The following is a 14,873-nucleotide window of genomic DNA, read 5'->3' as shown; positions in this document are numbered from 1 at the left end:
TTTATAACTTTTTAATGTACACGTAGTAAGCCACGTTCTTTTCTCCTTTATCAGAAATAAAATTTGCATAGAACTTAGTTTTGCCTGCTTTTAAATTGATATTAAAGTTTGCTGATAAATCATTCTCTTTTACATCAATTTCTGATACTATTTGATCCTTAAACTCAATAGAAGCTTTACTATAATTTAAGTTTTTACCTTCTGGAATATCTTTTTCTAAACCAACAATTTCTTTAGTAGTAATTGGTGGAGTAGAAGTGTTAATAGGTAAGTTAGACTCTTTTGGATACCTCCTTAAAGCAACTTGGTAATTACCATCTTCTAAAATATGTACGCTCCAGTAACCAGCACCAATTTTACCTTGCCTAATTTGTATTTGGTTCCAAGGTTGCATAGTTTCTTTGCCGTGTGTATCGTGTGCAGTTAGTGTAATTGGGTTTTCTTTAGTTGTGCCAACTTTAAAATAAATTTCTTTATTAAAGTCTTTAGATACTTGTGTCCACCAGTTATTGTAAAAGCTTCTCATTTCTGCTACCTTTTCTTTATTGGTAGCTGCTATATTGTTTTGCTGACCAACATCTGTGCTAATATCATACAGCTCTTTACCGTTAATTAAACGCCAATTGTTTTGCATTACAGCAGAGCTTTTCCATTTTTTTGGGTTTTGAACACGTTGAGAGTCGGTAATTAAAAGTCTATTGTTTAAAGAGTCTTTTCCGCTTAATACCCTAACTAAACTTTGTCCGTCTATATCTAAATGGTTTTTAGGTAATTTTATGTTGCACAACTCAGCCAATGTTGGTAAAATGTCTATTTGTGCAGCAAGTGTATGTATATCTTTAGCGGTATTAATTTTACCATTTTTCCAATGTATAAAAAATGGCACTCTATGTCCGCCGTCATATTGGCTACCTTTGGTTCCGCGCATACCTGCGTTGTAGCCCGTAACTTTTCCTTTTCTATTATAGTATCCGGCCGATGTACCATTATCTGTCATAAAAATTAAAATGGTATTGTCTGCTATTTTTAGTTCCGTAAGTTTTTTTCTAAGCTTTCCAAAATTGTCATCAATATTAGTAATCATTCCATAAAAACGCTTTTGTGTATCGGCTAAAATGGAGTCGTTTAAGTCCTTGTACAAATCATAATATGCTTTAGGAACATTGTATGGTCCGTGTGGCGCATTTGGTGCTATATAACAGAAAAAGGGCTTCTCTTTGCTTTTTTGAATAAAATTTATGGCTTCAGTAAAAAAAACGTCTGTGCAATAGCCATTGTATTTTTCTGGTTTTCCGTTATGAAAGTAGGTGTCGTTAAAATAGGTGTTGTTCCAATAATCTGGGGTTTGTTGTACGCCACCGCCACCGTGCATTACTGTTTCATAAAAACCTCTATCCTGCGGCCTAAACGGATAGTTGTCTCCCAAATGCCATTTGCCAAAGGCAGCTGTAGCGTAACCGGCTTCTTCAAACATATTACCCAAAGTTTTTTCTTGCTCTCTAAGTAAAGACCAACCACCAACGGTATGCCAAACACCTGTACTGTTTGCGTATCTACCCGTCATTAAAGCTGCACGGGTAGGAGCGCAAGTAGGACTAACATGAAAATTAGTTAAGTGGTAACTTTCAGAATACAACTTATCTATATTAGGTGTTTTTATAACTGTATTTCCTAGAGCACCTATATCTCCATAACCTTGGTCATCTGTAATTACTAAAATTACATTTGGTTTGGTGTTTTTTTTAGCTATTGATGTTTGTTTTTTAGACTCACAGCTAACTAGTAACGCCAAACATATAACACCTAAAAAATAAGTTTTGTAGTGCCTAACCATAATTTATTTTTTTAAGTTTTCTGTATTTAAAATAATAGAACTTACATAACCACCAGAATCAGGAAAAGTGAGCTCTACAGTATTTGTTCCGTTTTTAATGTTATCTAGTTCTACAGGTATTGGTATTACCCCAAAAAACTGTTCTCTGCCAGCTTGGTCATAACCTGCCCAATTATTAGGTACAATAACCTTAATACCATTTACTTTAACAATAGGTTTTTTAGATAAATTATGAGCTCTACCAAGTCCCATTTTTAAAGTAGCATTTCCTTTATTAGTAGAAATTACATTGTTAACAGTAAAAGTAATAGGAGCATTAGCTTTTATTTCTTGTAAGCAAGTTTTTGCATAATAGTTGTTTTCTTTTATAATATTAGAAAACGTATAATCTGCTAGGTCATAATCTAAAACAATAGTTTCGCCAGGTTTTAAGCTTAGTTCTTTTACAGCTTTTTCATTTGTAAAAAAAACAAGCTTAGGAATACCATTTTTATTATTGTAAGACCTTTTTACAGTTAAGTTGTTTACCAATTGGTTACTAGTGTTTAGGTAGTCTATATTAATAGTTTGTACATTATCAGCTAAATTGTTTAAAGCAACATACCCCTTGTTTTTATTTGCAAACGCGTGTATTTGTATGTCTGGATTGTTAGATGTTGCATAAATACGTTTACCTTGTACACCTTTCCAAAGCTGCCAAAATTTTCTAAGGTGCGTGTATTTGTAGGTTCCATTTTTTCCTTTGCGTAGTAATACCCAAGGGTAAGGATGACCATTTGGGTTTCTACTATCTTTATAAAACCACGTTGCTTTACCAGTAATAAATGGTACAGCTTTTAACAACCTGTCTGGTTTGTCTAATAAAGACATTAATATGTTGTTGTATGATGTTAAACAAATACCATTTAGTGCAGCAGAATAAGGTTGTCCTTGTAAACCTTTTGCAGTGTAACCATACTCCGATATGAGATGAGGTTTTACAATACCCCATTTTTGATAACTATAAGACTCAATTAAATCTAAAATAGCTTCAGAATTACTACCAGACCTATAATTAAAGTCGCCTTCTACATTTCTACCATCATAAATATGGGTAGCAAAAAACTGCATGCTTTCTCCAGCGGTATCCATAAAAACCTTCATTCTGGTGTTCCAAATAGCAAAGTTATTTTTGTCATATTCTGGCCAAGCAGCACTATAACCGCCAACCATAATATTAGGAATTTCTGCGTGTACTTTATCTGCTACTATTTTATGAAACTCAGACATTTCTGAAATTACTTTAGGAGTCTTATCATAACTATCTACAAAATCTTTTGCGTGTACAAAAGGCTCATTCATTACCTCATAATATTTAGGCATTACTGGGTATGCTTTTTTAATATATGCTACGTTAAAAGCAGCAGCTTTTTCAAAATCCATTCCTAGTTTATAAGCATCTCTAGGGTGGTCTGTAATAATTAAATCTGTTGTTTTTTGTGAATCAAATAAAGGTGCTTTTATAAACCTTTGTGCATTTGCTAAGGCTAATTTAGTAGCATTATTTACAGATAAATCTCCTTTTTTATATTTAGAAAAAGGTCCAGGTCCAGCAAATGTTCTTCCAAATTCAATACCTAAATCGTTAAATAAATAATTGGGGTCGTCTGCCAAAGCACCGTCATTGTATGAAGCGTGCATTGCAAAGTATTTTTCTCGGTTTAATTCACTTTTATCTCCAATAAACTTTTGGGTGGTAAAATCTATTTGTACACTATTGTTCTGAGAAAAACAGAATGAGCAAAGTGTAATACTTATAAGCGTTAAAATTTTATTTTTCATATGTTTAAAATTTTGCAAATTTGTAATAATTATTGTCGCTTGTAATAGCAAAATATCCACCTTTAGGTAAGTTGTTAAGAGCTACAGACTTGCTATCTTTTACCTCTAAAATTGTTTCTCCTTTTAATGTTATTATTTTTATGTATTTAAATGCAGTTGCACTTGGTAAGGTTAAAACTTTAGCTGTTTTGTTTAAAGATACCTGAATGCTTTTATCATTAATCTCTACTATGGTAAGTTGTTTTTGAGGTTTGGTAATTTTTAGACCAGATATTTCTTTACTTACATACGTTTTATTACTAAAATCTTCTTGACTACCAAAAGAAACAGAGTACTTGTAATTTTTTCCCTCTAAAGGTATATTGTAATTTATAGTTAACTGTTTATCTCCTTTACCAGCAGATACCTTTATACGGTCTGATGATGCTAACCATTTACCACCCTCCCAAATTGCAGCTTGTATAAATATTGGTTCTTTTGTAATGTAACTTACTGGTACATTATATTTTGGATTACTAACAATATTAGTAGCCAAAAGTGGAGAAAACGTTACATTGTTAGAAAATGAAACAGCTTGTTTAACCATTTCTATGTTACTAATAACGTGCCCTGTACGTGTAGTTTTCCAATTGCCATTTACATCTCTTAAACTTAAAACAAGTTTATAGCCTTTGCCTATAGTTGGTTTTTTATTAGTTGTAATAGTTAGCTTTTTTATACCCTGACCTTTTTTTACTTTTACCTTGCTGCCAGCATAAAATTTAGAGGGTCCACCACTAAGTTCAACACTTAAGTCACTATCAATTAAAGCAACATAGCCAATAGTAAACTCATATGTAGTATTAGCTTGCAAAGTAGTATTTGGTTCTTTAATATAAATTACTTTTTCATTTTGCTCTTGTGCTATTATGCTAGTAAAACATAGTAAAAACAGCCAAAACAAGTATTTTTTTAGTGTTATTTTCATTGTTTTTTGGTTTGTTGGGTGGTTAATTAGGTGTTGGAAAAATGCATTATTTTACTTGTTTTAATACAAAGCCGTTTAACCACATATCACCTACATTGTTTAAATTTTTAAAGTTGATGGTTATTGTACTATTACCGTCTGCAGAAAACTTAGATGTAATAGATAATGGTTTACGTTCTCCTGTATTATCATTCTGGTAATAATCTACAATGTGGTCATCAGATTTTCTTGAAAAAGCACCATTAATATCTACAACTTGTACTTCAATTTCATTGGTCATTTTAACGTTGCCTCTTCTGGTATGGTGAAACGTTTCTATTTCATAATTACCTGCTTTTAAATTATTTATGCTAAGACTTAAATTTCCTTTTTCTGAATAAAGACCATCTGTGCCTACAAAGCTTAAATCTCCTAACATTGCGGTATCTCCTAACCATTTAATGTTGTCTGTAGCACTAACCGCTATAGTAGCATTAAAATCTTTTAGGTTGTAGGTTAAGTTTTTATTGCTATCACCAGTCCATTCTTCCCAATCAAATTGTACCAATTGTTTATTGCCTCCAATGTCTACTCTTGTTACAGGAAAATCGTAAATAGGATTAGCATTATTTATAATTTCATTTGTATTATAGGTTGATGTTGTAATACTTGTTTTAGCAGATTTTAAGCCTTTAGCTTTAGCTGTAATTGTAATTTTACCTGGAGTATTTTTTCCTTTTATGTAAATTGATGCAACACCATTAAAAGAGCGTGCAGGGTTAGCATCTATTTTACCATTGTCTATTAATTCTCCTGCACCAGATACAAAAAACTCTACGCGTTGCTTAGTGTTAGTAACTACCTCGCCATTTTTATCTAGAATAGATGCGTGTACCAAGCGTATATCAGATCCGCCAGCATAAAAAGGTTGGTTTGTAATATTTAAATCTAGTTTTAAACTATACGGACTCTCTTCTTTATGCCTTGTAAACTCGGTTATTTTTTCTCCATTTGTATAACCTATAGCTTTTAAGGTTCCGCTTTTCCAATTATATTTAAATGTAAATGAAGGATGGTTTAGGTTTAGTTTGGTAAGACTATTATCTGGAACTTGCCTTGCAATAAGTTTCCCATTGTGATAAAGCGCTACCTCTTGGCAATTGCTAAAAACTCTAACTTTTCCGTTTTTAGAAGCTGTTTCATCTGCAATATGTACCATTGGTTTATTTACCAATTCAGATTGATACCAGTAGTACACCGGTTTAGGAACTCTAAAAGCAGATAATACTCCATAAGTTGTCATAAAATCTCTTTTCCATTGCTCGTCATTTACATCTGGTTGTAAATGATTGTAATCTGCACCCAACCAAGTTATAGCGGCAAAATTGTTTTTATTGCCTTTGTACCTAGAAATATGAAACTGATTTACCTCGGAATCTGGTGTACTACCGTGCTCCATAACCATTGTAAAAGCACTCTCAGGAAATTCTGTTCTACGGTAATCCATAGTTGCGTGTACATCTGTAACACCTTCATTTTTTACTCCGTTCCATGGGCTAGATGCAGATGCTGTTAACCTAAACGGATCTTCTTCTTTAGCAACAGTTTGCATTCTTGGTACTGGACCTCTGTGATTTATTCCGGCACCCCAAACAATAATAGAAGGGTGGTTTCTGTGGTTACGTATCATAGTTCTTGTAGCAGCTTCTAAATTAGAAAACCAAGCATCATCACCCCATAAAATCCAAGTACTAGGTTCCTCATAAACCAAAATACCTAACTCATCGCAAGCATTTAAAAAAGCATCATCTTGTGTATAATGTGATGTTCTAATAATGTTCATTCCCGCTTTTTTATATTGTAGTGCTTCATTGTAATGAAAAGAATTAGGAACAGCATCACCTACATTTGGGTAGTTTTGATGACGGTTAGCACCAACTAAAAATAATGGCTCGCCATTTAAAACAAACCCTTTACCTTTTTCTAGGCTAAATTTTCTGAAACCAAATTTGTTTTCTACAAAATCTACCGCATTATTTTCATCATAAATAACAGAATTAGCTCTGTACAAATAGGGAGAATCTGGAGACCATAAATGGTAATTGTCTTCTATAGTTGCAGATTGTCTAAAGGTGTATACATTATTAGGCGCTATTGTTTTAGTAGAAGTAATTTTTTTTACAACCACGCCATCTTTATTAATAATTTTGGTGATAATCTTTGTGTTTTTAGCGGTATTGTTTTCGTTTTTTACGGTAGTTTTTATGGTAACCGTTCCGTTATGCTTGTTTACTGTTGGGGTGGTTATATGCACACCAGCATTAAAATCTTCCCAGTTGTAGTTAACGTGTAACTTATTGGTTGTTACCAAATAAACATCTCTATACAAGCCACCAAACTTTACATAATCTGTTCTGTGTGGGTCAGGAGCAATTACCTGACTAAAACTATTATCTGCCTTAACAGCAATAGTATTTTCTTTGCCCAAGTTTACAAAGTCAGTAATATCAAAATGGAAAGGAACATAACCGTTTACGGCATAGTTGCCAACTTTTTTACCATTTACCCAAAGCTCAGTAGCATTGTGTATGGCCTCAAACTCTAAAAATATTTTTCCTGTAGCATTGGCATCAATCGTAAGTTTTTTTCGATACCAACTAATGTCACGCAAATACTTTTCTTGTACCCAGGTTTCTTTTACGCTATCTAACTCATAAGATACCAATTGTGGTGTATGGGGTACTGAAACGTTTTCCCAATTACTATCGTCAAAATTAATAGTAGTAGGAGCGTTTGGTAAATCTCCTAAATGAAATTTCCAGTTAAAATTTAAGTTTGTTTTGGTTCTGTCACCAACAGTAAATCCTTCTGGTAAATTATTACGTTGTGCAAAACAAATTGCAGTAACAAATAAACTTAAAAGCGCTAATTTTATTTTCATTATAATGAGTTTTGTTTATAAGAAATTAAAATTATTTATTCTTGGTCTATTTGGTAATTAGATATGTATTGAAAAATAGAACATATGGTTTATTACATATTTTTAAGGTATTATTAGTGTTAAAAAGGAAAGTGTTTGTATAAAAAAAGACCTTGAATTATGTTTTCAAGGTCTTATAAATTTTGGTTAAAGTAATAAGTTATTTCAATTCTAATTCTTTTATTTCCTCTGTAGTTTCCCCTCTTAATTGTGTATATATAGAAACAAGTTCAGATAGCTTTTTGGCGTTTGTTTTTGCCAAATTGTTTTGTTGCTGTTTATCTTCTTTTAAATTATAAAGTTGATACTCATTAGCTATACCCAATTCTATGTTTACTTGTGTATTTATAGCTTTACCTGGGTAAGGCGGAATAAGCACCCAGTCGCCACTCCTTAAAGCTGTTTTTTTGCTAGCTTCTAAAATTAAATGCTTTCTTCCGTTGTTAGACTTTCCTAAAAATGCATCTAATAATTGCTTGCTATCATTTGTGTTAGTATTACTGCCTGTTAGTTTAGCTAGCGAACTAAGTAAATCTACTTGGCAAACCAAAGCATTAGATACAGCAGGCTTTATTTTTCCTTTCCAATACGTAATAAAAGGTACACGTGTGCCAGCATCAAATAAACTGTATTTGCCACCTCTTAAGCCACCTGCAGGTGTATGTTTTCCTAATTTTTCTACAGCATCATCAAAATAGCCATCGTTTAAAACAGGACCATTATCACTGGTAAATACAATTAAAGTATTTTCTAATAGTTTTTCTTCTTCTAATGTTTTTATAAACTCACCAATAATCCAATCTGCTTCTAAAATTACATCACCTCTAGGACCCATTCCAGATTTGCCTACAAAGCGTGGGTGTGGTGTACGCGGTACGTGTGGCTGTTGTAAAGCGTAGTATAAAAAGAAAGGCTCATTTTTATGCTCTGTAACATATGACTTAGCTTCTTTTAAAAAATGATCTGCCATATCTACATCACTCCATTTGGCAGCTTCACCACCTTTCATAAAACCAATTCTAGGAATACCATTTACAATGCTATTATTATGTCCATGATGCCATTTCATACTTAACAATTCCGGATTGTTTTTGCCTGTTGGTTGGTTGTCATAATTTTTAGAATAATCTACTTCTATAGGATCTTTTGGGTCTAAACCATCTACGTGTCCGTTTTTTATATAAACTGTTGGTACACGATCTTGTGTTGCTGCCATAATGTAAGAGTAATCAAAACCAACTTCATTAGGACCAGGAGAAACACGTTCATTCCAATTCACATTTCCTTGTCCAAGTCCTAAATGCCATTTACCAACAATACCAGTAGCGTATCCTTGTTTTTTAAGCATTTTAGGAATGGTAGTTTGCTCTGTATTAATTATAAGTGGTGCAGTACCAGGTAAAATTGCCGCATCTTTATTACGCCAAGGGTACACACCAGTTAGTAAGCCATATCTACTAGGCGTACAGGTTGCAGATGTTGCATAACCATTGGTAAACCTAACGCCATCGTTGGCAAGTTTGTCTATATTAGGAGTACTTATTTCTGTAGCACCATTAGCACTAATATCTCCGTAACCTAAATCGTCCATATAAATAACAACAATATTTGGTTTGGCGGTTTCCATTGTTGTATTATTTTTAGCAGAATTGTCTGCCTCTTTTTTAGTTTCTTTACAGCTGCTTATAAAAATACTAGTTGCAATTGCCAGCGAAACGTAAATATATCTTTTTTTGTTTCTAAGTAAATGTATCATTGAATTGGTTTTGTGGCTAAAATATTACTTTTTTAATGATTTTTCTCGTGTTTTTCTCCATCTTTTATCCTCTTTAACTACATTTTCTGCGTGTGGATCTAACCAACCAGGAGTCTTGTTTTTTGCATCCCAGTTGGCATAAGACTTTTCTAAATCTATACATATTTCTGGGTGTTGGGTAGCAATATCATATCGCTCTAAATTATCTTCTTCAATATTAAAAAGTAGGGTTTTATTTTTACAGGCACTTTTATACAATTTGTACTTGCCTTTTCTTACGGCATATTCAAAATTACCAGAAGATCTCCAAAACAGGGTCTTGTGCGGTGTACCTTTATTTTTATTCAGTATATAAGGCATTAAATCTACACCATCTAATTGTTTTTCTATAGCAGCATTACCACCAGCGGCATTTAAAAGTGTAGGAAATACATCTAATGATGATATAGGTTTTTTATACCTACTATGTTCTTTTATTTTGCTTGGCCATGAGATAAAAAAAGGTATTTTTATTCCGCCTTCAAACAACATTCCTTTGTGACCTCTGTAAGGTCTGTTATCTGCATGTTGTATTCTTCCGCCATTATCACTTAAAAAAACTAAAATAGTATTGTCTTTAATACCATTAGCAGCAAGAGTAGAATCTATTTTACCAATATTAGCATCTACAGCATTTACCATAGCAGCATACACACTTCTGCCAGCATACTCTATATGTTTGGTTTGCGCTAAATATTTTTTTGTAGCGTGGTCTGGTGCGTGTGGTGCATTATATGCCAAGTAAATAAAAAATGGTTTTTTATTTTTTTTTGTAATAAAATTGATGGCTTCATTGGTAAAATCATCAGTTAAGTAGGTCAGTTCTTCCTCTGCAACTGGCTTTGTGTTGCGGTAAATAGTCTGAATTTTATTTTTGGCTGTTCCCCAGTAATTCATACTTCCGCCAGGAAAACCAAACCAATGGTCAAAACCTTGTGCAGGTGGGTGCAGATTAGGGTGATCTCCTATATGCCATTTGCCAATTGCACTTGTTCTGTATCCTTGTTCTTTTAATGCTTCAGATATTAGTTTTTCAGATAAAGGTGTACCAATTGTTGCATCATTTTCACCATTGTATGGCATATTACAGTCGTGCCCAAAACGCGCCTGATACCTTCCGGTAAGTAATCCAGCTCTAGACGGGCTGCAATAAGGATGAGAAACATATCCGTTAGAAAAAATTACACCTTCAGAAGCTATTCTATCTAAATTTGGTGTAGGAATATCTGTAGCACCATTAAAACCAACATCTGCCCAACCTTGGTCATCTGTTAATACCACAATAATATTGGGCTGTTTTTGTGCAGTTATTAGTTGCGCAAAATAAAAGAAACAAAAAGCAAGTATTACATTTTTAAGGCTACTCATTCCTATTTAGTTTTTATAGTTATTGTGGCAGAGGTAAGGTTATCTGCAGTAGCTTTTAATGTTATTTTACCAGGATTTTCTGTAGCTTTTAAAATGGCTAAACTTTTACCGTAAAATGACGTAATATAATTTGCCTGAAAAGACTCTAATGAGGCAGAGTTGCCATTGCCAACAGCTTCTAAATTGCCATTACCTGATACTTTAAAATTAATTAGATGATTTGCTTTAGGGCATAAGTTACCGTCTTTATCTTCAACCCTAACTGTAATAAATGACAAATCTTCTCCTGTAGCATTAATAGTATTCCTGTCTGCTATTAATTTTATTTTATGAGGTTTACCTGCTGTTTTAATTTCTTTTGTAGCTACAGGCTTTCCATTTTTATATCCAACAACTTTTAAGCTTCCAGGTTGGTAAGGTACATTCCATGAAAGTCTGTATTTAGAGTCAATAGTACCACCTTTAAAACCATTGTATTCTGCAAAAATGGTAGTAGTATCTTTTCCTTTTATTTTTTTGCCATAAGATTTACCGTTTACAAAAAGTTCTACTTCATCACAATTTGTATACGAGTATACTGGTATGTTTTGGCCTTCTTTACCTTCCCAATTCCAATGTGGTAATACGTGTACCATTGGCTCTGTGGTCCATTGGCTTTGGTACAAATAAAACCTGTCTTTAGGAAAACCTACTAAATCTACAGGTGCAAAATATGATGCGTGGGATGGCCAATCATCATTCCAATATCCGTTAGTAGAGTTGTCTCTTCCGCCATAAGGAGTAGGTTCTCCTAAATAATCAAAACCAGTCCAAATAAATTCTCCCAACGAATGTGGATTCTGTTTTTGGGCTTCAAATTCTACTTCTGGAGGGTATGTCCAAGACGGCCCAATATTTACATCGTAACTAGAAACCTGATTAGTTTCTTTGCTAACTCTTTCTTTTAATGGAAACTCATAGTAACCTCTAGTACTTGTTTGTGAAGATGTTTCTGATCCATAAAAAATCATATCAGGGTTTTGTTCTCTAATCTCTGCATAATAAGCAGGCTTGTAGTTTACACCAACAACATCTATTTGATATGCTAATTTGTTTTTAAATGAAGCAGGGTAGTAGTTAAAACCAGCAGTTGTAGGTCTGGTATTGTCTTCATTATGACAAATGTCATTTAACATTTTAGCTATTTTCCAACCATCTTTTTTACCTTGTTCTAAAATTTCGTTTCCAATACTCCACATAATTACAGAGGGGTGGTTGCGATCTCTTTTTATCATATCTCGCAAATCTTTCTCTGCCCATTTGTCAAAATATTTATGGTAACCATTAGGTACTTTAGCCTCTTTCCATTCATCAAAAGCTTCATCAATAACCACAATGCCAAGTCTATTACAAACCTGCAGCATTTCTGTAGAAGGTGGGTTGTGACTAGTACGCAGTGCATTTGCCCCCATTTGTTGCATTATTTGCATTTGGCGTTCGGTAGCTCTGTAATTAACAGCGGCACCCAAAGGGCCAAGATCATGATGCATACAAACACCATTAAGTTCTACTGCTTTTCCGTTTAAATAAAAACCTTCTTTTTTAAACTCAATAGTTCTAATACCAAATTCTGTAGTATACTCGTCTATTGTCTTGTTATCTTTTATAACACGACTAACAGCTGTGTATAGGTTTGGTTTGCCAATATCCCATAAAATAGGGTTAGGAACTGTAATTTTTTGACCCTCTTTTTGTTCAGATGCTTTAGCTAGTTCTATTTTGTTGCTTGAAACAGCAACAGTTGTATTGTTAATGTCTAAAATGGTAGTTTCTAGTACAATGTTTTCAGTTGTATTTAAGGTGTTTTTTAGTTTAGTTTCTACGCTAACAACGGCTTTATTACTTGCCACTTTAGGTGTAGTAATGTATGTTCCCCATTGCGGAATATGTATTGGTTCGTTTAATTTTAAACGAACTTTGCGGTAAATACCAGCGCCAGGATACCATCTTTCAGATAAAACTTCTGGAGCCAATTGTACGGCAATAACATTGTTTTCTCCAAATTTTATAAACGGAGTTAAATTATACTCAAACCCACTGTAACCGTAATGGCGTTCTCCTACAAAATTGCCGTTAATATACACTTTGGAGTTGTCCATAACACCATCAAACTCTATAGAAATTTGTTTGTTTTTGTTTTTGGCGTCTACAGTAAAATGTTTTCTGTACCAGGCAATACCAGCTATAGGTAAACCACCTGTACGTGCATTATTTTTATCACTAAACGGACCTTCTATAGCCCAATCATGTGGTACGTTTACTTTTCTCCAATTGCTATCATTAATAGTTATGGCTTCTGCATTAGGAATACTATCTTTTATAAATAACCAGTTTTTATTAAAATCTTGGTCTGCTAAAACTTCTATTTCCTTTTCTTGACAAGAAGAAAAAAACATCAGAAAAAGTAGTAAAGCAGTTAATTTATATGTTTGCATATGGTTTATTTTTTAGTTTGATTTAAGTTGAGGTTTAGACGTAGAAATATCTAACGGGTCATTCATTGTTTTTTGAAGCTTTTGTAGTTCATTAAACAACTGTAGCACCCTGTTTTGCTCTTCCGGTAGGTTAGCAATATTATTCATTTCTTCAGGATCTGTTTGTAGATTAAACAGCAGTACTTTTTTAATTTTAGGGTATACAAGAAGCTTGTAACCATCTTTTCTTATCATTCTTTGTACATCTAAATACGCACCATAAATGCTTTTGTAATTGCTTTTTGTATTATTTTGTTTTGCTAACTGTAAAAAGCTATTAAACTCTATGTAATTAGGTTTTTTTATACCTGCAATTTCTAACGAGGTTGCCATAGCATCTTGCAAGTACACATCTGCAGTATTCTTTTTGTTTTTAGGGATATCTGGACCAACAATTACCATTGGCGGTCTAATACTGTGGTCAAATAAATTTTGTTTGCCAAGTAAACCGTGTTTTCCCATAGCTAAGCCATGGTCTGATGTAAAAATAATATAAGTGTTATCCATTTTTCCTGACTTTTTTAATACTGTTAGTATGTCTCCTATTTGAGCATCTAAGTGTGTTATGCTTGCATAATACTCTTTTATATGAGTTTTTATGGCAAGCTCTGTTCTAGGAAAAGGAGCTAAGGCTTCGTCTCGTAAATCATCACCATTTGCAATATTGTGCCTGTATGGATACTCTGGTAAAAAGCTTTTTGGAATAGTAATGTTATTTACATTGTACATATCTTGGTAAGCTTTTGGAGCCTGCCTAGGATCATGCGGAGCATTAAAAGCCAAGTACATAAAAAAAGGTGTTTCTTTTTCTTCGGCAGAGTTTATAAAAGAAATTGCATCGTCTTTTAAAACTTCGCTCCAGTGTTTTCCGCCTTTCCAGTAACCACCTTTAGTAATATCTGTAGGTAACCAAGTAGTATCTGTAGTAGTTTTTGGTCTGTTATAGCCATTAGGCATAATTGTTTTGGAATCTGGATTTTTAGTTTTGTTAAGAGAATCGAACTTTGCAACCATTTTTGCGTGGTCCCAAGCATCTTTTGGCATACCAGGTCTTATGTTAGCAGTATATTTAAATACTTTTGTAGCAGGAGCATCTACGTGCCATTTACCAGTCATATACGTGTCATAACCACTGTTTTCTAATAGTTTAACCCAAGTTTTATCAATAGAATCTTGTTTTTTCCAATTTTGTCTAAAATTATTAGCTCTCCATACGGTTCTGCCAGAAATAAGCATTGCTCTAGATGCTGCGCAAACTGCACCGCTCCATGAACCCATATTGTATGCGTTAGTAAATGTGGTTCCTTGCTGTACAAGAGCATCCATATTTGGAGTCTTAATTTCGGAATTTCCTAGAGCATTAATGGCAGTGTAGGTTTGGTCATCTGTAAAAATAAAAACAATATTAGGTTGTTGTTTTTTTGACTTTGGATTGCTTTTTTTACCACAAGCACTAAGTGTAAGTACTAGTATTAAAATAGCTGTATAAATCTTCATAACTACATATTTTACCATAAAATTATTGTGCGCACTAAAGTTGTACGCACAATAATAAAATTAACTCCTATGTAACAAAGTTGAGATTTGCAGCTTTAAAAGTAGTATACAGATGGTTT

General features: G+C 33.4%; 8 protein-coding genes. All 8 read right to left on the bottom strand.

Annotated features, from left to right (window positions below):
- Window position 1: 1 nt before the first annotated feature.
- Window positions 2-1,834 (bottom strand): arylsulfatase, encoded by a 1,833-nt coding sequence (locus PBN93_RS02180; protein WP_077400263.1) that lies wholly within the window; start codon window positions 1,832-1,834, stop codon window positions 2-4.
- A 3-nt stretch (window positions 1,835-1,837) separates the two neighbouring features.
- A complete protein-coding gene (locus PBN93_RS02175; protein WP_271081328.1) occupies window positions 1,838-3,655 on the bottom strand; it encodes a beta-agarase in 1,818 nt (605 codons plus the stop codon).
- Between the two features lie 4 nt (window positions 3,656-3,659).
- Window positions 3,660-4,622 carry a hypothetical protein gene (locus tag PBN93_RS02170; RefSeq protein WP_077400266.1) on the bottom strand — a complete coding sequence of 321 codons (963 nt, stop codon included), beginning with the start codon at window positions 4,620-4,622 and terminating at the stop codon, window positions 3,660-3,662.
- Between the two features lie 46 nt (window positions 4,623-4,668).
- Entirely contained in the window at window positions 4,669-7,542 is a 2,874-nt protein-coding gene (locus PBN93_RS02165; protein WP_271081327.1) for a glycoside hydrolase family 2 protein, read from the bottom strand.
- Between the two features lie 199 nt (window positions 7,543-7,741).
- Window positions 7,742-9,337, bottom strand: a complete 1,596-nt coding sequence (locus PBN93_RS02160) for a sulfatase family protein (protein WP_271081326.1) — start codon at window positions 9,335-9,337, stop codon at window positions 7,742-7,744.
- Window positions 9,338-9,361: 24 nt separating this feature from the next.
- A complete protein-coding gene (locus PBN93_RS02155; protein ID WP_271081325.1) occupies window positions 9,362-10,744 on the bottom strand; it encodes a sulfatase-like hydrolase/transferase in 1,383 nt (460 codons plus the stop codon).
- A 2-nt stretch (window positions 10,745-10,746) separates the two neighbouring features.
- Complete coding sequence (gene galB / locus PBN93_RS02150) at window positions 10,747-13,218, bottom strand: beta-galactosidase GalB (protein ID WP_271081324.1); 2,472 nt, start codon at window positions 13,216-13,218, stop codon at window positions 10,747-10,749.
- Between the two features lie 12 nt (window positions 13,219-13,230).
- The gene (locus tag PBN93_RS02145) at window positions 13,231-14,754 is read right to left on the bottom strand and encodes a sulfatase-like hydrolase/transferase (protein WP_271081323.1); all 1,524 of its coding nucleotides are present in this window, start codon (window positions 14,752-14,754) and stop codon (window positions 13,231-13,233) included.
- Between the last annotated feature and the right edge of the window lie 119 nt (window positions 14,755-14,873).

This window comes from Cellulophaga omnivescoria, from assembly GCF_027915275.1.
In the GTDB taxonomy this organism is placed as follows: Bacteria; Bacteroidota; Bacteroidia; order Flavobacteriales; family Flavobacteriaceae; genus Cellulophaga; species Cellulophaga omnivescoria.
This window is presented reverse-complemented; position numbering and strand designations above follow the sequence as displayed.